The sequence below is a fragment of the Mycobacterium gordonae genome, from assembly GCF_001417955.2.
In the GTDB taxonomy this organism is placed as follows: domain Bacteria; phylum Actinomycetota; class Actinomycetes; order Mycobacteriales; family Mycobacteriaceae; genus Mycobacterium; species Mycobacterium gordonae_B.
Genome location: NZ_LKTM01000002.1, coordinates 1 through 20,589 on the forward strand (window position 1 = coordinate 1; position 20,589 = coordinate 20,589).

Here is a 20,589-nt window from a genome sequence, read left to right on the forward strand (position 1 = left end):
AAAAGAATCACACAACCACTACGCTGCCCGAAGCTGCGTAACACAAATCCCGTGTCCACCATCCGGGGTCAAGGCCCGTGCTAGCGTTTCTGGTTTCTGGGGTGCACACGATTGCGTCTGCGGGCAGCAGGCGGGATGCGAAGAGGATTGCCCGATGACCATACGCATCCCGTTCAACAAGCCCTCGATCGTCGGCTCGGAGCTCATTTATGTCGGCCAGGCCGTCGCCGGGCAGCACGCCAGCGGGGACGGACCGTTCACCAAACGTGCCCAGGCCATGTTGGAAAACAGCTTCGGCGCCAAACGGGTGTTGCTGACGACGTCGTGCACCTCGGCGCTCGAACTCGCCGCTCTGCTCTGTGACTTGCAGCCCGGTGACGAGGTGATCGTGCCGTCCTACACCTTCGTCTCCACCGCGAACGCCTTCGTCCTGCGAGGCGCCAAGCCCGTGTTCGTGGATGTCCGCCCGGACACGCTCAATATCGACGAGCGGCTCATCGAGCAGGCGATCACTCCGCGCACCCGGGCCATATTCCCCGTCCACTACGCCGGTGTGGCCTGCGAGATGGATGTCATCATGGACATCGCGGAACGCCACGGTCTGCTGGTCGTCGAGGATGCGGCACAAGGGGTTTTCGCCCGCTACAAAGATCGGTGGCTGGGCACGATCGGTCACCTGGGGTGTTACAGCTTTCACGAAACCAAGAACCTCTCGTGCGGCGAGGGCGGCGCTCTGGTCATCAACGATCCGGCGATGGAACAACGCGCAGAAATTCTGCGCGAGAAGGGAACCAACCGCAGTCAGTTCTTGCGCGGCCAGACTGATAAGTACACGTGGGTCGACGTGGGCTCTTCATATCTGCCCTCAGATATGCTCGCCGCCTTCTTGGTTGGCCAGATCGAGAACATGGACAAGATCACCCGGCGCCGTGGCGAGATCTTCCACCGCTACGCCGCCCTGCTGGCCCCGCTTGTAGAGCAGGGTCTGATCGGACTCCCGGTGGTGCCCGACGATTGCACCACCAACTACCACATGTTCTACATGTTGACCGCCGACATCGAAGAGCGCACCGCACTGATCGCGCATCTGCGTTCCGCCGGCATCCTTGCGGTGTTCCACTACGTGCCGCTGCACTCTTCGCCATTCGCAAAAACGCTGGGCATACCGCCGGCCAAGTTGCCGATGACGGAGGAACTCAGCGCTCGATTGGTAAGGCTGCCAATGTATTTCGACCTCACGGATCGGGAGGTCGACGAGGTGGGCCAGGCCGTGCTCGACTTCTATAGCGACCGTCGCGGCACGGTGATGCAACGACCATGACTGCCAGGCAAGTGTTCGATGATTCGGGGCATGACGGACGCGGCGGCCCGCTGGCCTATGCCGGAGACAAGATTTCCTGCCCGAGGCGTGTGCTCGCATGAAACTTTCGATCGTCACGACGCTTTATCAATCGTCGCGGTACATAGAAGAATTTCACCGCCGGGTGACGGCGGCGGCGAGTGCGATCACCGACGACTACGAACTGGTCTTCGTCAACGACGGCTCGCCGGACGACTCACTGGAGGTAGCGAAAAAGCTGCTGGCCCGCGATCACCACATCGTCATCGTCGACCTCTCGCGCAATTTCGGCCATCACCGCGCGATGATGACGGGGTTGGAGCGTGCCCGCGGCGAATTTGTCTTCCTGATCGACGTGGATCTGGAGGAGTGCCCGGAGAACCTGACGCCATTCTGGGACTACCTGGTCGAGCATCCCGAGGCGGATGTGGTCATCGGGGAGTCGCAGACGAGGAAGCAGGGCGGTCTCACCCGCCGGCTGGCCAGCTCGTGGTTCTACGACCTGTTCAATTTCCTCTCCTACATCAAAATCTCGAATCGGGAGTTGGTCTCGCGCCTGATGAGGCGCAGGTATGTCGAGAGCCTGGTCTCCTACCAGGAGCGCGAACTATTCATCCCCGGCATCTGGGCGCATGCCGGGTACAACCAGCACTACCTGCCGGCCGAAAAAACCTTTGACGGCAATTCGACTTACACATTGCGACGTAAGCTGACCATGGTGGTGGATGCCGTCACATCCTTCAGCGCCAAGCCGCTGCTGATGGTTTTCTACACTGGGATACTGTTCGTCATCACCGCGACGTTCGTCATTTTGTACGTCATCATTCAGAAGTTGCTTTTCGGCTACTCGGTGGTGGGCTGGGCATCGCTTGTCGCCATTCTTTTCTTCATCGGCGGTGTGACCATATTCTCGCTTGGTGTCGTCGGCATCTATATCGCCAAGATATATAGTGAAGTCAAACAACGACCCACCAGCATCGTCAAAACCGTTTATTGTGAGGATCACGCATGAGCCAGTCAGTCAAGAAAGACACGCTCGAAGCTAATAAGTATGTCCATTCCATGCTGGTCGAGGCGGGGGAGTACCAGAAGAGTCCGCATTTTCGGCCCGAGAATATCGCCAAGGTGCGTGCCTTGGTGGTCTCGCTGACCGGAGAAATGGACTCGGCGGCAAGCAGGGTCGTCGACTTCGGTTGTGGAACCGGCTTCATGATCGATCTGATGAAGGATCGGTTCGGTGAAGTCCACGGGGTGGATATCACGCAGGCGATGATGAAGGAGGTCGACCTGAGCTCCGGAAACGTCTTTCTGCACGAAGCGATGGCCGAGCAGACGCCGTTCCCGGACAGCCACTTCGATTTTGCGACCGCGTACTCGTTCATGGACCACCTCTTCGACGCCGGGGATTTCCTGAAGGAGGTCTATCGGGTCCTCAAACCGGGTGGGATATTCTTCTCCGGCCTGAACCCCAACCGCGACTTCATCGCTGCCATGGATGTGGCCGAACGAAAAGCCGTGATGGGTATTTCGCCGATAGTCACGCGAGAGATCAAGGGCGCGCTGCATAACGGTGACTACTACGCCGAGAACTTCGGAGTAGACGGCACGATGCTCGACAAAGCTGAACCGATCAAAGCCCTGAAGAAAGGCTTCGAAGCAAAGGAAATGTATGACTTGGCGCTGGATATCGGCTTCAGCGCCTGCCGTATCGACTACGACTGGTTCCTCGGGCAGGGGAAGGTCATGCACGAACAGTCGTTCGAACGCGCCGAGCAGATTCACGAATACCTGTCGAGCATCCTGCCGGTCGCGTCACCGCTCTATAAATACCTCAACTTCATCTTCACTAAATAGGCGAGAAATGGTAGATCAAGCGATTCTGGAAACGTTCGAGCGCGACGGACTGGCGGTGGTGCCGCAGGTAGTCACCCCGGCGGAAGTGGCACTGCTGCGCGCAGAACTCGAGGCGGCGATCGCCGAGGATGCGGTCGACTACCCAGATGTGTTCGACCGGGGCATGGTGCATAACTGCATGGTGCGCGGTGAGCGCATGGCGGCATTGCTGGATAACCCGGCGATGAACGAGTACCTGGCAGCGGTGCTGAGTGAGACCTGCATCGTGTACGCGTACCAATCCTCCTCGCTGGTGCCTCAGCAAGGTAACTACGGCAGCCGCGTACACGTCGACTCGCCGCGCCACATTCCGGGCTACAGCACGAACATGGGTGTCATCATCGCGCTCGATGACTTCACCGAGGAGAACGGTGCCACCTATTACTGGAAGGGATCGCACCGGTTCGAGTCGCTGCCGGAGGAGGAGGCGTTCTACGCCAATGCCAGTCGGGCACTGTGCAAAGCCGGCGACATGGTGATTTTCCACGGACGGCTGGTGCACGCGGCCGGGCGCAATACGACCACCCGCACCCGCCACAGCCTGACCATCAACGCCTGCCGCTCGTACATGCGGCAGCGCTTCGACTTCCCGCGCTTGGTTCCGCAATCGATAATTGATTCGCTCGGGGAGAATGGCAAACGACTGCTGGGCATGAATGTTCGTATGCCGACCTCGCTGGATGAGTTCTACCTGCCCGAAGAGCAGCGCTTGTACAAACCCAACCAGGGTTAGGCATGCGCAATCTGGTGATCTTCGGCGCTACCGAGCTGGCCGGGATGGTGCGCTATTACGCGACCGAGGAACACGGTCGCGAGGTGACCGCTTTCGTGGTGGACGAAGGATACCGAACGCAAGAGTGGTTCCACGGCGTGCCGGTGATTGAATGGCCGGAGATGCAAGCGCGTTTCACACCCGCAGATACCGATTGTTTCATCGCGTTGGGCTATCGCGTCATGCGCCGTCGCCGAATGGTGTATGAGCAGGTGACCAAAGCGGGGTACCACTGCATTAATTTGGTGAGCCCGGCCAGCTATGTGGCTAAGAGTGCACGGCTGGGCGAGAGTAACCTCGTTTTCCCTGGCGTGGTTATCGAGCCGGGTGTGCGTATCGGTACGAATAACATCATCTGGTCCAACACCACGATTTGTCACGACACGGTGATCGGCAACCACAACTTCATTGCGGCTAACGTTACTTTTGGCGGGCATGCGCGGCTGGGGGATGCGAATTTCATCGGGTTTTCTTCAACGATTCTGCAGCATATCGTTATCGGTAACGAGGCATTGATCGGCGCCCAGACGCTGGTCCGGGAGCCGACGCGCGACCTGCATCGCTATTGGGGTGTGCCGGCCCGTGAAGCTGGAGTGATCGATGCCGCGAAGGGTGTATGTGTTGACTAGTGAGCTGAATGGCGCAATCGCGCGCATGGACGAATTTCTCTGTCGTATCAGGACTTATCTCGATTCGCACGCTCGCGAGTTGCTACCGCTGTTCGACACGATGGCGGCCGAAGCGAAGTTCGCCCGCCAATGGTTAAACGCAGATCTTGCTCGATTATCCGGACAACCAGCGCTCCTGGAAGTGGGTGGCGGAGTCTTCCTGCTCAGTTGCCAGCTGGCGGCCGAAGGTTTTGATATCACGGCGATCGAGCCGACCGGCGAGGGATTCAATGAGTTCAAGCGGCTCGGCGATATTGTGCTCGAATTGGCTGACATCAAGCCGACGATCGCCCCGTGCAAGGCCGAAGACTTCGTCTCCGATAGGCAATTCGACTTTGCCTTTTCGTTGAATGTGATGGAGCATATCGACCTGCCGGAGGAGGCGATTGCGCGTGTATCGGACGTGCTGAAGCCGGGTGCTTCGTATCACTTCATGTGCCCGAATTACGTCTTCCCATACGAACCACACTTCAACATGCCGACAGTGCTCACCAAACAGTTGACGGCCCGGGTGATGCGCCGGCGCATCCAGGACAGTTCGCGGATGGAGGATCCGGACGGAGTGTGGCGCTCGCTCAACTGGATCACCGTGCCGAAGGTCGCGCGGTTTGCGCGGCGAGACCCGCGGCTGACCTTTGATTTCGACCGGGGCACGATGGTTTCGATGCTGGAACGTGCGCTGATGGACGAGCAATTCGCCAGTCGACGCCCGGATTGGATGGTCAACGGTATCCGCATTGCCGCCGGGATGCGACTGCACCGTCTGGCGGGTCTGATTCCTGCGACGTTGCAGCCGGTCATGGATGTGCGGTTGACGAAGAAGTTATGAGATGGCGCAGCTGAACTGCCGGTCCCGTGACTGAGCTCGGTGACACCGCGCCCACCGCGGCGCCGATCGCGCGAGGAAACGTCGTGTGGGTCGGCGCCGCGACCGCGGTGACGGCTCTCTGCAGCTACGGCGTTATCTATCTGGCAGCTCGGGACCTGCCGCCGGCCGGTTTTTCGGTATTCGGCGTGTTCTGGGGGGCGCTCGGAATGGCCACCGGTGCGGCCAACGGCCTCCTTCAAGAAACCACCCGCGAGGTCCGCGCGGCGCGCCAGACGCAGGTGGCCGCGGACCAGAGTGTTCGCCCGGTCCGAATCGCCGGCATGATCGGTGTCGCGGCCTGCGTCATGATCGCTGCGAGCTCGCCGCTGTGGAGCCGCCAAGTCTTCAGCGACGAGCGCTGGCTCTCAGTGGGTTTGCTTAGTATCGGACTCGCCGGATTCTGCGTGCAGTCGGCACTGCTAGGAGCCCTGGCAGGATCAAGTCGGTTCACGCACTACGGTTTGCTGATGATGACCGACCCCATCATCCGGGTAGCGGTTGCCGCGGCCGCGGTGGTCACGGGCTGGGGGTTGGGCGGGTACTTGTGGGCCGCAGCCGCCGGTGCGGTGGCCTGGCTGGTCATGCTGGCTGTTTCGCCGACGACGCGCTCGGCGGCGCGTGAACTGACGCCCGGTGGGGTTGCCGGATTTCTGCGCGGCGCCGCTCATTCGGTAGCGGCGGCGGGCGCCAGCGCGATCCTGGTGATGGGCTTTCCAGTGCTGCTCAAGGCGACCTCGCAGGAGCTGGGAGCCACGGGCGGAGTGCTAATCCTGGCAGTCACCTTGACCCGTGCGCCGCTGTTGATCCCGCTGAGCGCGATGCAAGGCAACCTGATCGCTCATTTCGTCGACGAGCGCACCGAACGTCTCCGAGCACTGATCGGACCGGCACTGGTCATCGGGGCGCTCGGCGCGGTCGGGGTGCTGGCCGCAGGATTCGCCGGCCCGTGGTTACTGCGGATCGGATTCGGCCCTGATTACCGGGCGAGCGGGGCGCTGCTGGCCTGGTTAACGGCGGCGGCCGTCGCGATCGCCGTACTGTCGCTGACCGGTGCCGGCGCGGTCGCAGCCGCTCTGCACGGGGCTTACCTGCTGGGCTGGCTTAGCGCAACGGTGGCCTCGACGTTGTTGCTGCTGCTGCCGGTGGGCCTTGAGACGCGCACCATCATCGCGCTGTTGTGCGGTCCGCTGGTAGGAATCGCCATCCATCTGGGCGCACTGGCGCGCGCGCCCGGTCGAGGATCGGTTGCCGGCAGCAATTAGCTGGTGGGAGGCGTCTTGCTGCCCCCGCCGGCGGCTTCTGCAGGTGCGGATTCCGTCGTAATGGCCTCTGCGGGGGCAGGGGCATCAGCCCCGCTTTCCTGGGCTTGAAGATCGTCGCCCTCGCTCGGGTCCGCCGGCCGCCGCGCGTACGAGGCGAGGATGACAGCGCACGCGAGCAGCCAGAACAACGACGCGTACACGACGGTCGTCGGGACGAGCAGCGTGTGTCCGATGACGCCCCTGGCACCCATTTGACCGTAAATATCTGCTTCAAAAGGCCGGCCCGGGACGGCGATGTTCACGATGCTCAGCGCGGTCGCCAGAGTCAGGGTGACGCCAACCGCGCGCCGGCGCACGCCACCGACCGCGATTCTGTCGAATATGCCGGCACCCGGCGCTCCGTTGGGGTCGCGGACCAGGAGCGCGGCGATCGGCAGAGCAAACACCAGGTAGTAGAAGGCGGCGTATGACGGTGCGAGCGTGGCCGTGGCAAGCAACACAATGCCCGCCATGACCGGTGGGATGCGCCGGCCAAGGGCCAGCACGCTGACGACGACGATGACCAGGATTGCAAAGCCAATCAGGGTTCGCGGGCCTGCGAGGAAGTCTTCCGGGATCTTGCCGCCGGTTTGGGCGGCCTTGATGTTGTCTGGGATCAGCAGTAATCCCCTGGCGAAGGCAACGTTGCGCGTGTCCTGGAGTCCGCCGTTGGTGTTGTTGAACTTCATCAGGTCGTGCAGGGACTGCGGGATCGTTCCTGGGAAGCCCTTCGGCCACAACATGAAGGCGGCGATGTTGGACAGCGCAATGCCCGCGAAGGTGATAACGCCCCAGCGCCATTGCCGTGCGGCGAAGAACACCATCGCCAGCACGGCGAATTGAGGCTTGAGGAGTACGGCCAGCACCACCATGAACGCGACCAGGCCCCACCGGCGGCGGGACAGCGCGACGAAGAAGACCAGCGCGATCGGCACGACGAACCCTGTCGAGTTGCCGCGGTCGATGATTCCCCACGCGGGTACGGCTGCGACAGCCAGCGCGACGAACACCACCACACGTTCTAAACCCTGGGTTCCGCGAGCGGCCCAGATGGCAGGAGAGATCAGCGCGGCCGTCATTGCGATCAGATAACTGATCAGCCCCAGGCGCGGCACCCCCAGCAGGTGTGCGGGAAACGCGAACAACGTATAGGGCAAACGTGCCGGAGCCCATGTCCCGATGGGGCCGGGCAGGTAACTGGGGGGCAGCAGGACCGGGTACTCGGCGGGATTGGCGCGCACCCCGACGGTCGCGATCATCGCGTAGTCGCTGAAGCAGTGCCGGCCGACATTCATGCCCCAATCAAGCCAGCAGTCTTGGGGGACCAGCAGAAGCGTGGACACCACGTCGACCGCGTAGCACTGGACAAGGACGTAGGCCGTCACCGCCGAGAGTGCCGACCCCAGCAGGATCGTGCCGAGCAGCAGCGTCCGCTCGGACTGGGAGGTGACCGCCGAGATCCGCTCCCGGGTCGCGGTTGCCGCACCACGCAGCACCCCGAGGGGTCGATTCATCTGGATGCTCCTCCCCAGTTCTGCGCGACACGGTAGCAGGAGCGGTGGCCGTCAGGTCAGCCAACGGGCAGTCTGGCTTTCAATTCTTCATCGCTCCACGGCCGCCCGCCCCCGACATTTACTATGAATCCACAGCGGCGCCGTGCCGCAGCAGCCAACGGAGAAGTGAGACGGCCTCGATGACGAAACGCCGGACATGCGACGACACGCATGCACCGACAGAAAAGGCAATCGGATGAAACGGGCGCTCATCACCGGAATCACTGGTCAGGACGGCTCGTATCTCGCCGAGCTGCTGCTGAGCAAGGGATACGAGGTGCACGGCCTCATTCGTCGTGCCTCGACGTTCAACACGTCCCGGATCGATCACCTCTACGTTGATCCGCACCAGCCGGACGCCAAGCTGTTCCTGCACTACGGCGACCTCATCGACGGAACCCGCCTGGTCACGTTGCTGAGCACGATCGAACCGGACGAGGTGTACAACCTTGCGGCACAGTCACATGTGCGCGTGAGCTTCGACGAACCCGTGCACACCGGCGACACCACTGGCATGGGATCCATGCGACTGCTGGAGGCCGTTCGGCTCTCGCGCGTGCAGTGCCGCTTCTACCAGGCGTCGTCATCGGAGATGTTCGGTGCCACGCCGCCACCGCAGAACGAGCTGACCCCGTTCTACCCGAGGTCGCCGTACGGCGCGGCCAAGGTCTACTCCTATTGGGCGACAAGGAATTACCGCGAGGCGTATGGGTTGTTCGCCGTCAACGGCATCCTGTTCAACCACGAATCCCCGCGACGCGGTGAGACATTCGTGACCCGCAAGATCACCAGGGCGGTGGCGCGTATCAAGGCCGGCGTCCAATCCGATCTCTACATGGGAAATCTCGACGCGATCCGTGACTGGGGCTACGCGCCCGAATATGTCGAAGGGATGTGGCGGATGCTGCAGGCGCCCGAGCCAGACGACTACGTGCTGGCGACCGGGCGCGGTTACACGGTGCGCGATTTCGCCGAAGCCGCTTTCGCGCACGCCGGCCTGGACTGGCAGGAGTACGTCAAGTTCGACGAACGGTATCTGCGGCCCACCGAGGTGGACTCGTTGATCGGTGACGCCAGCAAGGCTGCAGATTCGCTGGGCTGGCGCGCTTCGGTGCACACCGGCGAGTTGGCCCGGATCATGGTCGATGCGGACATCGCGGCGCTGGAGTGCGAAGGCAAGCCGTGGATCGACAAGCCGATGCTTGCGGGTCGCGCATGACGCGCGCCATCGGCGAACTGGACCGCTCGGCGCCGGTTTACATTGCGGGCCACCGCGGCCTGGTGGGGTCGGCCCTGCTGCGCCGATTCCAAGACGAGGGCTTCACCAATCTTCTGCTGCGGTCGCGCACTGAACTGGACCTGACGGACCGTGCGGCTACCTTCGATTTCCTGCTTGACGCGCGCCCGCAGGTCGTCATCGACGCGGCAGCCCGGGTCGGCGGCATCATGGCGAATAACACTTATCCCGCTGACTTCCTCTCGGAAAACCTGCAGATTCAGGTCAATCTGCTCGACGCCTCGGTCGCGGCTCGGGTCCCGCGGCTACTGTTCCTCGGATCGTCGTGCATCTACCCGAAACTGAGCCCGCAGCCGATCCCGGAGAGCGCGCTGCTCACCGGTCCGCTGGAGCCGACCAACGACGCCTACGCCATCGCCAAGATCGCGGGGATCCTCCAGGTTCAGGCGGTGCGCCGGCAGCACGACCTGCCCTGGATTTCGGCGATGCCCACCAACCTCTACGGGCCTGGCGACAACTTCTCGCCGTCCGGCTCTCACCTACTGCCGGCGCTCATCCGCAGATACGAAGAAGCCAAAGCCGGCGGAGCGCCGGAAGTGACCAACTGGGGCACCGGGACCCCGCGGCGCGAACTGCTGCACGTCGACGACATGGCCGGTGCGTGTCTGCATCTGCTGGAGCACTTCGACGGGCCCACCCAGGTCAACGTCGGTACCGGCATCGACCACACCATCGCCGAGATCGCAGCGATGGTCGCGGACTCGGTGGGTTACACCGGCGAAACCCGCTGGGACAGCACCAAACCGGATGGAACGCCGCGCAAGCTGCTTGACGTCTCGATGTTGCGGGAGGCGGGATGGCAGCCGAAAGTCGGGCTGCGGGAGGGGATTGAGGCTACCGTGGCCTGGTATCGGGAGCACGCCGAGACGGTCCGGCAGTGAACAGGCTAGAGCGCATCCTGCGAAACACGCTCCGTCGCAGGGGGATCGAGGTCTCCCACTATTTCCCGGAACTGGACTGGGAGCGCAATTTCCTGCGTCAGTTGCAAGCACATCAGGTCGCCGTGGTGCTCGACGTCGGAGCAAACTCGGGCCAGTACGCCACCGGTCTGCGCGAGAACGGCTACACCGGACGCATTGTCTCTTTCGAGCCGCTGTCCGGGCCGTATGCGACCTTGCAACGCAACGCCTCGACGGATCCGCAGTGGGACACCCGGCACTGCGCACTCGGTGACACCGACGGAACCATTTCCATCAATGTCGCAGGCAACGAGGGTGCCAGCAGTTCGGCTCTGCCCATGTTGCAGCGCCACCAGGACGCCTTTCCGCCGGCAAATTACGTTGGCACCGAAGAGGTTCCGATACACCGACTGGACTCCGTGGTCTCCGAAGTGCTGCGGCCGAACGATGTCGCGTTCCTCAAAATTGACGTGCAAGGCTTCGAGAAGCAGGTCCTCGACGGGGCCGAGTCGACGGTGAAAGACCGCTGCGTCGGTCTGCAGCTCGAACTGTCTTTCCAGCCACTCTATGAGGGCGGCATGCTGATTCGGGAAGCGCTGGAGCTCGTAGATTCGCTGGGCTTCACCCTTGCCGCGTTGCTACCTGGTTTCACCGACCCCCGTAACGGGCGCATGCTGCAGGCCGACGGAATCTTCTTCCGCGGCAGCGATTAACCAGGCGGCTCCTTATTCGCTGACAGCCGTCCGAACACGCCTTCCCAGAATCGACTGTTGTAAGCGTAAAGTTCCCGGCCACGCAGGTAGGCGCGCGATATCCGCCTGCCCCCATAGGGATAGCGGCCGTGCAGGTCACCCATGCGCCGCAGGTCCCCGAAAACGTCACTCGGTTCCCGGTGCGATCCCACTCCGGTGGTGTCGAATTCGCAGAACACCCGCTCAATGGTGACCGGCTCTCGCTGCAGCGCTGCGCGCAGTATGAATTCCTGGTCGGCCGCGATCCCGAAATCGAGGTCGTAGCCTCCGATCTTGTCCACCAGCGCAGACCCGAAGAACGACGCCTGGTGCGGAACGACCTGCTTGCCGGCCAGAAACTTCCGCAGGCTGAACGGGATAGGACCACGCACCCGGTCCATGCCGATCAGGCGATCCATTCCGAAGCCCCACTGATCGCGTGCCGCCACCTTGCCCGAAAGCGCCTGCACCGCCCGGGAAATCACGTCAGGTTCGGAAAAGCGATCCGCGGAGTGCAGGAACCACAACAGGTCACCGGAGGCGTGCGCAATGCCCTGATTCATCGCGTCGTACCGGCCGCCGTCGGGCTCGGACTGCCAGTATTCGAAGGCGGGCCGGACCCCGGACAGATAGTCGCGGACCTCGTCGCCGGACCCGCCGTCGATGACGATGTGCTCGATGAGTCCTTCGTAACGCTGCGCCCGCACGCTTTCCACCGTGCGTTTCAACCCTTCGAGGTCCTTGAAGGAGATCGTTATCACCGAGACGGTCGGAGCCGAAGTCACCGAATTCTCTCCTGATGCTGGTGCGGTGATCCGTGGATCAACCGGTCTTGATACCAATGAACGTGCCCCGCAGATTCGCGGCGTAGGAACCTCCGAGCAGAGACTCGGCGATGCTCGGCTCCAGGTTCGCGTACTCCTCCAACACCAGGTCGAATCCGACGTCCTTCATCGCCTGCAGCAGATATTCACGTTGGATCCAGAACGATCGGCGGTTGTCCCAGGACGCCCACTTCGCCGTTTCCCGCTTACCGAACGAGCGGTCGTCAGAAAACTCGGTGAACCACCTGCCGGGCAGGCCCTCGTGCTCGGTGGGGGCTGAGAGCATGAATTTCACCGGCTCGGGCCTCCTCAGCACCCGGTCGGTGAACTGCCGCGCCGTAGTGGGCAGCCGAAGCAACTTGTCACTGCGGTTGATGAGCGAGAAGTGCGTCTGCAGAATCAGCAGCTTGTTGGTCACCGCCGACAGGGTTTCCAGGTAGGCCTTGGGATTCTCGAGGTGGTAGTACAGACCGCAGCAGAACACCGCGTCGAAAACCCCGTGATCCGCGATGTTCAGCGCATTGTCCTGAACGAACTGCAGATTCGGCAGATCGGTCTTCGACTTGATGTGGTTGCAAGCCGCGATGTTCAGCTCACGAACCTCAATTCCCAGTACCTGAAAACCCAAGCGCGCGAACTCAGTTGCGTATCCGCCTTCAAGGCACCCGATATCGGCCAGGCGTCGCTCACTCTTGTCTCCGGGAAACACCGTGTCCAGGATGCCGCGCGACGACTTGAACCACGAATACTCGTCCACCGACTGCGCTGCCCCGGGAATCGTGTAGGTGCCGTCGTCCAGGCGGACGTTGTGAGCGGTGAATTGCACCGCTGCGTCCGATTTTCCTGCCACCATCTGTTGCCAGATCCTTCCGTCGTCGTCTCGTGCCTTGTCAGCTATCAGCGGGACCGGCTGAGTGCCGCAGGCGGGATGGCCAAATATCCACGAGCCCCTTCCGGCTGGGCGTAGCGGCGGCGAGCTTGCGCCACTGGATCTTAAGCCGCCTCGCCGGGGTCGCCCAGCGGTGCTGTAGTGCCAGCATGGCAAATCTAGGGTGCGCTGCGATGGTGTTTTGCAGCGCGGCCTCACCCTCGGGGCCCGGGATCTCCGCGATATGGCGCAGGATCCAGTCCGCCATGAACGCGATCAGCTCCTCGCGCGCGGGGTCGCCGGCGAACACATCGAGCATCGCGTCGAACGTCGCAGCATGCCCCGGACCCTGGGTCAGCCAGAATTTGGCCGGGTCCATGACCTGGTTGTGCCACATACCTTCGGCATGCCGGCGATAGACGGACATGGTGTCGGGCAGCATGGCGATCTCGCCCCGGGCGGCGTGCCGGACGTGCAGGTGCCAGTCCAGCGGCATCACGTCGGCGGGGATGTCGTCGTAACGCGGCAGGCGGCGGTACATCACCGAATTGGTCTGGATGAAGTTCATCAGGATCAGCCCGTCGACGCTCAGGTTGCCCCGCACGTGGACCGGGGGAAATATCGAGTCTTTGGCGTAGCCGTCCTCCCAGACCACCCGCACGGGGTGGAAACACACGGTGGTCTCCGGATGCCGGTCGAGAAACGCCACCTGCTTGCGCAGCTTCAGCGGGTCGATCCAGTAGTCGTCGCCCTCGCACAACGCGATGTATTCGCCGCGAGACTCCGACAGTGCGCCGACCAGATTCTTGTTGAGGCCCAAGTTCTCCGGCCGGTAGATCGGGCGGAACATGTTCGGGTACCGGCTTGTGTACTCGCGGATGATCGACGGTGTGCTGTCGGTGGAGGCGTCGTCGGCGACGACGATTTCCACCGGGAAGTCCGTCTGCTGGGCGATGAAGCTGTCGAACGCCTGACGAACGTAGGTTTCCTGGTTGTGGGTGGTGGTGACGATGCTGACTTTGGGCGCGTCGACCGCCGGTTCGGTCACCGCGAGCCTCCTTCGTGCGCTGCGGCAGGGATCCGTTGGGTCGGCACCGCCGCCTTCGGGACGCCGGACGTACAGCACACGCTCGCGGAGTATAGCCAGCGTCGGGTGGCCCGGGGCCGCAACCGAACACCTGTGCGTGCGCAAACAACCTCAAAGCCGACGGCGGGTGCGCCGGTTCGCCCGCCTGTTCGAGGCGCTGTCGGCCGCAACACGCCCGATGCGGCAAACGTTGCTGCTCAGAGGACATATTTCAGTAATTTCTCAGTAACGCCACGAGCGGCGTCGTGTTTTAGTAACGTCCTCGGTGATGTGGTCGATGGTGTTGTTGATGGGCCTCGGGATGGCGATAGATCCTGCACGGCTGGGTTTTGCTGTCGTGATGATGTCGCGCAAGCGTCCCATGCTCAACCTCTTCGTCTTCTGGGCCGGCGGGATGGTTGCCGCCGTCGCCGTCGCCGTGGCGGTGCTCGTTTTCGTCCGCGAAGTTGCCGTGGTCGCCATACAGACCGCAGTCGCCATGGCCAACGACTTCCGCGAAACCACAGTGGTGCTGTCGGGTGGGCGCCTTCAGGTCACCATCGGGGTCATCATGCTGATGCTCGCCATCCGCATGCTGGCGCAGTCCCGTGCACAGGCCGGGATCCCGGTAGCGGTGGGTAGCGGCGGACTGCCGACGATGGTGCTCGAGCAGCGTCCGCCGGGACTCTTCGCCCGGGCGGGTGCCCGCGTTCAGGGGATGCTGAACTGCGACGTGGTGTGGCCCGCATTCCTGGTCGGGATCGCGACATCGGTTCCGCCCATGGAGAGCGTGATCGCGTTGACCTTCATCATGGCCTCGGGAGCCGAGATCGGGACGCAGTTTGGGGCGTTCCTGGTGTTCGTGCTGCTGGTGCTCATGGTCATCGAGATTCCCTTGGTTGCCTACCTGGCGCTGCCGCAACGTACCGAGCAGGTGATGATGCGGATTCAGACCTGGGTGCGCACGTACCGCCGCCAGATGACGGTGACGATCCTCTTCGGAGTCGGTTGCCTCACTCTGTTCCAGGGCGTGGCGGCTCTCTGAGCTGCTGCCAGGTGCGCTACGCCGCATCGAGATTGAAAAACGGTGCAACCCGACCACGCTGACCAATCAGCTGCCGTGCCTCGTGTTTCGGTGTGCATCCCGATGTACAACAACAGCGCCACCATCACCCGCGCATTACGCAGCATTCTCGACCAGGACGGCGTCGACTTCGAGATCGTCGTGGTCGACGACGACTCCACCGACGATTGCGCCGCCATCGCTGCGGCCATGCTGCGGCCCCAGGACCGGCTGGTGCGCAACTCGCCCCGGCTGGGACTCAACGGAAATCACAACAAGTGCCTGGAAGTCGCGCGCGGTGACCTGATCCAGTTTGTGCACGGCGACGACTGGCTGCTGCCGGGTGCCCTCAAGACCCTTGCCGCCTGCTTCGACGATCCCGCGGTGGGCGTGGCGTTCGCGCCGCGGCAGATCGAGACCGACGACGCCGACTGGGCGCGGCGTTACGGCCGGATCCACACCCACTTTCGCAAACTCGATGAGTACAACCAGGGATCGTCGTTGGTCACCCAGATGGTGGCCCGCGGTGCCAAGGACAACTGGATCGGCGAACCGACCTGTGTGATGTTCCGTCGTCAGCTGGCGCTGGATGCCGGCGGGTTCCGTGCCGATATCTTTCAGCTGGTCGATGTCGACTTCTGGATGCGCCTGATGCTGCGGTCGGCAGTGCGTTTTGTCCCGCAGGAGCTTTCGGTGCGCAACCACACCACGGCGACGGCGACGACGCGAGTCATGGCGACCCGGCGCAACCTGCTGGACCGCCAGCACGTACTCACCTGGATGATTTTGGATCCGATGTCGCCCAACCGTATTCGGATCGCCGCGGCCCTGTGGTGGATCCCCGCCTGGTTGGCTCTGTTGATCGAGGTCGCCATCCTGGGCCCGCAGCGTCGCCAGCACGTGAAGACGCTGGCCATGGCGCCCTTCCGTGAGTTCCGCCTCGCCCGTGAGCTGCGGGATTCGACGATCCGGCCGGCTCAGCCGTCGATTTCGGCGGTCAGCCCGAACTCGGCGAACGTCTCGGATACCAGCTCGCGCAACGCTTCTGGAGAGTTCCGGCCGCCGGGCCGATAAGCGACCACGCTGACGAACACCCTGCCGGGGATCCGCCCGGACGCGACGAAAAGCTGGCCGCCCATGCCGTCCAACGCGCGCTTGCTGATGCCGGGCTCGATGAGTCGTCCGTATGCGAAGTCGGCGTCGGAGCCGTCCGGTCGGATCACCGCGGGATCCAGTGGACCCAGGTTGGAACAACCGACCGGCAGGGCAGCCGAACCCAAGCCGACCCCTACCAGCTTCCGCGCCGCCCACGGCGGCGTCAGGGCGGCCAGCGGCAGCGGCGCCAGCAGCTCGTAGGCGTGCGCGGCCCGTTCGGTGAGCGCCTGTTTGAGCTTCCCGCGTATCTCCGTCAGATCCGACGCCGCGTCAGCGGGGTCGACGGCGATATTGGCGAAGGTCATGGCGTTGCCGCGGGTGTCGTCTGCCACGCGCTGGCCCACCGGGAACGCCAGGGCCACGGTCCCGTCGGCGGCGTGCCGGCCCATGCGCGCGCCGAGTTTGGCGGCGAATCCCGCGAACAGCGAGTTGCTGGTGCCCCCGAGCCGCGCCGCGCAGGCATCCCAATGCGCGAGATCGACGTAGGCCACCAGGGTGGGCACCACGACGGGGAGGTCGGCGCGCGCCGTCCGTGGGGCGGGCGGAGCTCCCGCGATCGACGATGTGAACTCTTTTCGGCCCTGCCGCGCCAGTCGCAGTCCGGCCGCCAGCGCCTTGGCCAGCTCCGGCGCAGATGCGAGCGTGAGCCGCGCGTCCTCGAGCACCGCCTGCCGACGGGTGCGCGAGCCGGGCGGGGGATAGCCCAAGTCCCGAATCCGGCCCTTGGCCGCGTCGGCGATCACCTCCACCAACCCCAGTCCGTCCACCAGCGTGTGTGACGCAACCAGGCTGATGGCCGCTCCCTCGTTCTCCAATGGCAGCACACCCAGGTGCCAGCCGGGCCCGAATTCGGGGTCGATGGGCCGGCAGGCGCGCTCGTATGCCCACGCGTTCACCTCGGCCCGGGGACGTGGCGTCCCGGCAATCTCCAGTTCCGGGCCCAGCGACACCACCCATCGGTCGCGGGCGAAAGGCAAGGGGGAGCGTTCAATTCGACGGCCCAGCAACCCATGGCCGAGGTTGTGGTGAAAACGGCGCAGCCCGTCGATATCGATCTGGCGCTGGTACAACCAGACAACCTGGGCAAGCGTCCCGTACCCGAGCGCCCGCACACCCAGGAACGACACCTGATCCATGTGCGCGAGTCGGTTGTCCACGATGGGGCAATTATCCACCCCGTTTGGAATCCCGTTTTCCAAAGCTGGGTCCTCGGCAAAGGTAGTCTGATGTCCGTGGTTGAATCCTCACTTCCCAATGTCGTGCGCGAGCGTGCGAGTCTGCAGCCCAACGACATTGCGCTGACCTATATCGACTACGACCATTCCTGGGACGGCGTCGAGCTGACCCTGACCTGGTCACAGCTGTATGTGCGCATGCTCAACCTCGCCGCGCTGATCCGCGAGCACGCGACGACCGGGGACCGCGCGCTGATTCTGGCGCCGCAGAGCCTGGACTACATCGTGAGTTTCCTGGCGTCGCTACACGCCGGGGTCATCGCCGTACCGCTTTCGGTTCCAATGGGCGGCGCCCACGACGAACGCACGGCGTCGGTGCTGGCCGACACCTCGCCGGCCGTGGTGTTCACGGCGTCGTCGATCGTCGACAACGTGGCGGAGTACGTCCGGGAGCAGCCGGGCGACGTCAAGACCGAGATCATCGAACTCGACAAGCTGCAGCTGGACGGTCGGCCGGGCGCGGCCGGCCGCGCCCGGTATGACCAGCCGGAGACGATCTACCTGCAGTACACCTCCGGCTCCACCCGCACCCCGGCCGGGGTGATGGTGTCGAACAAGAACCTGATGGCGAACTTCGAGCAGATCATGACCGCCTACTACGGCGTCTACGGCAAACTCGCGCCGCCGGGATCGACCGTGGTGTCGTGGCTGCCGTTCTACCACGACATGGGCTTCATCCTGGGACTGATCATGCCCATCCTGACGGGCATGCCGGCGAAGCTGACCAGCCCCATCGGATTCCTGCAGCGGCCGGCCCGGTGGATGCAGATGCTCGGCAACAACACGCTGGGTTTCACCGCCGCGCCGAACTTCGCGTTCGATCTGGCATCGCGCAAGACCAAGGACGAGGACCTCGAAGGCCTGGACCTCAGCGGCATCCACGCCATTCTGAACGGCAGTGAGCGGGTGCAGCCCGTCACGCTGAAGCGGTTCGTCGACCGGTTCGCTCCGTTCGGACTCGACCCCAAGGTCATCCGTCCGTCCTACGGCATGGCCGAAACCACGGTGTACGTCGCCACCCGGCAGGCGGGGCAGCCGCCGAAGATCGTCAACTTCGACGCCACGAAGTTGCCGGACGGCCACGCCGAACGCATCGAAGGCGAAAGCGAAAGCAGCACACCGCTTGTCAGCTACGGCGTGGTGGACACCCAGGAAGTCCGCATCGTCGATCCCGACACCGGAATCGAGTGCCCGGAAGGGACCGTCGGCGAACTCTGGGTACATGGCGGCAACGTCGCGTCCGGGTACTGGCAGAACCCCGAGACGACGGCGGCCACCTTCGACGCGTCGATCGTCAACCCCACCCCCGGCACACCGGAGGGTCCGTGGCTGCGCACCGGGGACTCCGGGTTCTACTCCGAGGGCGAGCTCTTCATTCTCGGTCGCATCAAGGACCTGCTGATCGTGTACGGGCGCAACCACTCGCCCGACGACATCGAGGCGACCATCCAGACGGTCAGTCCGGGTAGGTGCGTGGCGATCGCGGTTCCGCAGGACGGCGTCGAGAAACTCGTCACCATCATCGAACTCAAGCAGAAGGACGAATCGCCAGAGGAGGCGGCGGAGCGTTTCAGCTTCATCAAACGTGAAGTCACGTCGGCGATTTCGAAGGCTCACGGCCTGAGTGCGTCCGACATCGTGCTGGTTGCCCAGGGTTCGATTCCGATCACCACCAGTGGCAAACCCCGCCGCGCGCAGTGCGGGGAACTCTACCGCCGGGGCGAGTTCGTTCGGTTGGACGCTTAGCTCTTACACGCCAACGTTATTGGCGGCGCCGAGCGGAAGTACCGCCAACGCCATGACCACCCACATGAACACGGTGACGGTCCGGTGTGACGTTGCCCGCTCGATTTCCGGACGGGTGATCGCGTAGGCGATGTATACGAGTTCGACGTCGGCGGAAACGATGATCCACCAACGGGTCCAATCCACACCCGTGGCGAATATCGGTACGAACAGAGCTGCCGCCACCGCCACCAGTATGGGATTGCTCTTCAGGGTGCTGAGGAGAACTCGGATCGGAACGGCCGACAAGTATCGGACGATCCACATCGTGCCCAGGAAGAAGATCAGTCCGAGCAGGAACGAACCGAGTAACCGCGCGACGCCGTAGCCGGCCACCAACCCCATCGCGGCGTTCGTGTCGGCATCAAGAATCGGCAGCGCGTTCTCGCAAACCCAGTCGTGAAAGTCCGTCTGGCTTTCGATTCGGCCGAGCAGGTAATCGACCGCCGCGCCAGGCGTTTTGGTGACCGCCCATGGGTTGTCAATGTTTCCGTGGGGGAGTTGACCGCACAGTTTGGCAGCGACATCACGGTGCCCGAAGGCGGCTACCGCGAGCGTGGAGAGAAGTCCGGGTCCCACCGCCAGAGCGGCGCAGAGGCGCTTGGCGGCACGTGTTGTTTCCTTCGGAAGCACCACTATCGCCAGCACCGCGCCCAGCGCCATTTGTAGGGGAATCGCTTCGTGCAGCAGTGCCAGAACGGCCGTGACGCTTCCGTACGTCGCGCTGAGATACGCTGTGGCACGCAGAGTTTGGCACCTGGTGAGGCCCAGGATGTAAGCCAGCAGCGCGGACATGCCGAACAGTTCCGGGTGGGGAGAATACAGTGCGTAGGACAGCGCAAAGGGCAGTACCGGTATCGCCAGAGCTAACATCGTGCGCCGCGCGCATCCGACGCCCGCAGACGTCGCCCGCCGCATGAATACAGCCACGACCGTCAACCACACGACCGTCGACGCCCAAAGCAGCGTATAGGCGGCCGGAAAGTAACACGAGTCAGGCAGCCAGGAAATGATTTCACCGCCCAGCCCGCGGCGTACGAAGCCGAACTCATAGTTTGGGACGTAATACGTCAGCCAGAAGATGGCATTCGAAAAGCCAACGGCCACCACGTACAGATGCAACAACGCCCATGCCGTAGTCCAACCCATGACCACCGAGAAGACCCTGCGTTGCTGCGCCGCCGGGGTTCGAACAGCCGGCAAGGTTGCCCACTGGGCGGATTTGCTCGGCGGATGAGTAACCATCGTCCGTCTCCCCGGTTCGGCCGCGGA

The 20,589-nt window shown here is 63.3% G+C and carries 18 protein-coding genes and 1 pseudogene; 13 read left to right on the forward strand and 6 right to left on the reverse strand.

Annotated features, from left to right (window positions below; genetic code table 11):
• The first annotated feature begins 154 nt into the window (after nt 1-154).
• The 7 genes from rffA to AO501_RS02195 all read left to right on the forward strand — a co-directional run bounded on the left by rffA (nt 155) and on the right by AO501_RS02195 (nt 6,802).
• The gene (gene rffA / locus AO501_RS02165) at nt 155-1,321 is read left to right on the forward strand and encodes a dTDP-4-amino-4,6-dideoxygalactose transaminase (RefSeq protein ID WP_197419747.1); all 1,167 of its coding nucleotides are present in this window, start codon (nt 155-157) and stop codon (nt 1,319-1,321) included.
• 97 nt (nt 1,322-1,418) lie between these two features.
• A complete protein-coding gene (locus AO501_RS02170) occupies nt 1,419-2,351 on the forward strand; it encodes a glycosyltransferase family 2 protein (protein WP_055576169.1) in 933 nt (310 codons plus the stop codon).
• Nucleotides 2,348-3,193, forward strand: a complete 846-nt coding sequence (locus AO501_RS02175) for a class I SAM-dependent methyltransferase (RefSeq protein WP_055576170.1) — start codon at nt 2,348-2,350, stop codon at nt 3,191-3,193. Before AO501_RS02170 ends, AO501_RS02175 begins: the two co-directional genes overlap by 4 nt.
• A 7-nt stretch (nt 3,194-3,200) precedes the next feature.
• Complete coding sequence (locus AO501_RS02180; RefSeq protein WP_055576171.1) at nt 3,201-3,965, forward strand: phytanoyl-CoA dioxygenase family protein; 765 nt, start codon at nt 3,201-3,203, stop codon at nt 3,963-3,965.
• Nucleotides 3,966-3,967: 2 nt separating this feature from the next.
• Nucleotides 3,968-4,633, forward strand: coding sequence for an acetyltransferase (locus AO501_RS02185; protein ID WP_055576172.1), 666 nt, complete (start codon nt 3,968-3,970; stop codon nt 4,631-4,633).
• On the forward strand, nt 4,617-5,501 hold the full coding sequence (locus AO501_RS02190; RefSeq protein ID WP_055576173.1) for a class I SAM-dependent methyltransferase: 885 nt from the start codon (nt 4,617-4,619) through the stop codon (nt 5,499-5,501). The genes AO501_RS02185 and AO501_RS02190 overlap by 17 nt, the downstream gene beginning before the upstream one ends.
• 26 nt (nt 5,502-5,527) lie before the next feature.
• Nucleotides 5,528-6,802 carry a hypothetical protein gene (locus AO501_RS02195; RefSeq protein ID WP_055576174.1) on the forward strand — a complete coding sequence of 425 codons (1,275 nt, stop codon included), beginning with the start codon at nt 5,528-5,530 and terminating at the stop codon, nt 6,800-6,802.
• Here AO501_RS02195 and AO501_RS02200 read toward each other — a convergent pair.
• Nucleotides 6,799-8,355, reverse strand: coding sequence for a glycosyltransferase 87 family protein (locus AO501_RS02200; RefSeq protein ID WP_055576175.1), 1,557 nt, complete (start codon nt 8,353-8,355; stop codon nt 6,799-6,801). The two genes, AO501_RS02195 and AO501_RS02200, sit on opposite strands and share 4 nt — an antisense overlap.
• 235 nt (nt 8,356-8,590) lie before the next feature.
• On the opposite strand from AO501_RS02200, the gene gmd reads away from it, so the two are divergent.
• From gmd to AO501_RS02215, 3 genes are read left to right on the forward strand one after another with little or no spacing between them, the layout of a single operon-like run.
• A complete protein-coding gene (gene gmd / locus AO501_RS02205; RefSeq protein ID WP_055576176.1) occupies nt 8,591-9,613 on the forward strand; it encodes a GDP-mannose 4,6-dehydratase in 1,023 nt (340 codons plus the stop codon).
• Nucleotides 9,610-10,572, forward strand: coding sequence for a GDP-L-fucose synthase family protein (locus AO501_RS02210; RefSeq protein ID WP_055576177.1), 963 nt, complete (start codon nt 9,610-9,612; stop codon nt 10,570-10,572). Before gmd ends, AO501_RS02210 begins: the two co-directional genes overlap by 4 nt.
• Entirely contained in the window at nt 10,569-11,303 is a 735-nt protein-coding gene (locus AO501_RS02215) for an FkbM family methyltransferase (protein WP_055576178.1), read from the forward strand. The genes AO501_RS02210 and AO501_RS02215 overlap by 4 nt, the downstream gene beginning before the upstream one ends.
• Here AO501_RS02215 and AO501_RS02220 read toward each other — a convergent pair.
• Genes AO501_RS02220 through AO501_RS02230 form a run of 3 tightly spaced genes read right to left on the reverse strand, consistent with a single transcriptional unit; the run spans nt 11,300 to nt 14,061 of the window.
• Entirely contained in the window at nt 11,300-12,106 is an 807-nt protein-coding gene (locus AO501_RS02220) for a glycosyltransferase family 2 protein (RefSeq protein ID WP_055576179.1), read from the reverse strand. The two genes, AO501_RS02215 and AO501_RS02220, sit on opposite strands and share 4 nt — an antisense overlap.
• A 37-nt stretch (nt 12,107-12,143) precedes the next feature.
• Nucleotides 12,144-12,998: a class I SAM-dependent methyltransferase gene (locus AO501_RS02225; protein ID WP_055576180.1), complete on the reverse strand. Its 855-nt coding sequence runs from the start codon at nt 12,996-12,998 to the stop codon at nt 12,144-12,146.
• A 37-nt stretch (nt 12,999-13,035) separates the two neighbouring features.
• Entirely contained in the window at nt 13,036-14,061 is a 1,026-nt protein-coding gene (locus AO501_RS02230) for a glycosyltransferase (protein WP_055576181.1), read from the reverse strand.
• A gap of 307 nt (nt 14,062-14,368) precedes the next feature.
• Here AO501_RS02230 and AO501_RS02235 point away from each other — a divergent pair, with 307 nt between their 5' ends.
• Together AO501_RS02235 and AO501_RS02240 are read left to right on the forward strand one after the other, a co-directional pair.
• The gene (locus AO501_RS02235) at nt 14,369-15,124 is read left to right on the forward strand and encodes a GAP family protein (protein ID WP_055576182.1); all 756 of its coding nucleotides are present in this window, start codon (nt 14,369-14,371) and stop codon (nt 15,122-15,124) included.
• 42 nt (nt 15,125-15,166) lie between these two features.
• A pseudogene (locus AO501_RS02240) lies at nt 15,167-16,090 on the forward strand (glycosyltransferase family 2 protein); the annotation flags it as partial.
• Between the two features lie 29 nt (nt 16,091-16,119).
• Here the strand turns inward: AO501_RS02240 and AO501_RS02245 are convergent.
• On the reverse strand, nt 16,120-17,454 hold the full coding sequence (locus AO501_RS02245) for a hypothetical protein (protein ID WP_306237235.1): 1,335 nt from the start codon (nt 17,452-17,454) through the stop codon (nt 16,120-16,122).
• Nucleotides 17,455-17,523: 69 nt separating this feature from the next.
• Between AO501_RS02245 and AO501_RS02250 the strand changes: the two genes are divergently transcribed.
• Nucleotides 17,524-19,278: an AMP-binding protein gene (locus tag AO501_RS02250; RefSeq protein WP_055576183.1), complete on the forward strand. Its 1,755-nt coding sequence runs from the start codon at nt 17,524-17,526 to the stop codon at nt 19,276-19,278.
• Nucleotides 19,279-19,281: 3 nt separating this feature from the next.
• On the opposite strand, the gene AO501_RS02255 is transcribed toward AO501_RS02250, so the two are convergent.
• Nucleotides 19,282-20,562: a hypothetical protein gene (locus AO501_RS02255; protein WP_231752304.1), complete on the reverse strand. Its 1,281-nt coding sequence runs from the start codon at nt 20,560-20,562 to the stop codon at nt 19,282-19,284.
• Nucleotides 20,563-20,589: the final 27 nt, after the last annotated feature.

Bases quoted from the DNA above. Each gene is read 5' to 3' on its own strand.
- rffA (WP_197419747.1), top strand. From the start codon at position 155: ATGACCATACGCATCCCGTTCAACAAGCCCTCGATCGTCGGCTCGGAG.
- AO501_RS02170 (WP_055576169.1), top strand. From the start codon at position 1,419: ATGAAACTTTCGATCGTCACGACGCTTTATCAATCGTCGCGGTACATA.
- AO501_RS02175 (WP_055576170.1), top strand. From the start codon at position 2,348: ATGAGCCAGTCAGTCAAGAAAGACACGCTCGAAGCTAATAAGTATGTC.
- AO501_RS02180 (WP_055576171.1), top strand. From the start codon at position 3,201: ATGGTAGATCAAGCGATTCTGGAAACGTTCGAGCGCGACGGACTGGCG.
- AO501_RS02185 (WP_055576172.1), top strand. From the start codon at position 3,968: ATGCGCAATCTGGTGATCTTCGGCGCTACCGAGCTGGCCGGGATGGTG.
- AO501_RS02200 (WP_055576175.1), bottom strand. From the start codon at position 8,355: ATGAATCGACCCCTCGGGGTGCTGCGTGGTGCGGCAACCGCGACCCGG.
- gmd (WP_055576176.1), top strand. From the start codon at position 8,591: ATGAAACGGGCGCTCATCACCGGAATCACTGGTCAGGACGGCTCGTAT.
- AO501_RS02210 (WP_055576177.1), top strand. From the start codon at position 9,610: ATGACGCGCGCCATCGGCGAACTGGACCGCTCGGCGCCGGTTTACATT.
- AO501_RS02225 (WP_055576180.1), bottom strand. From the start codon at position 12,998: ATGGTGGCAGGAAAATCGGACGCAGCGGTGCAATTCACCGCTCACAAC.
- AO501_RS02235 (WP_055576182.1), top strand. From the start codon at position 14,369: ATGTGGTCGATGGTGTTGTTGATGGGCCTCGGGATGGCGATAGATCCT.
- AO501_RS02250 (WP_055576183.1), top strand. From the start codon at position 17,524: ATGTCCGTGGTTGAATCCTCACTTCCCAATGTCGTGCGCGAGCGTGCG.
- AO501_RS02255 (WP_231752304.1), bottom strand. From the start codon at position 20,562: ATGGTTACTCATCCGCCGAGCAAATCCGCCCAGTGGGCAACCTTGCCG.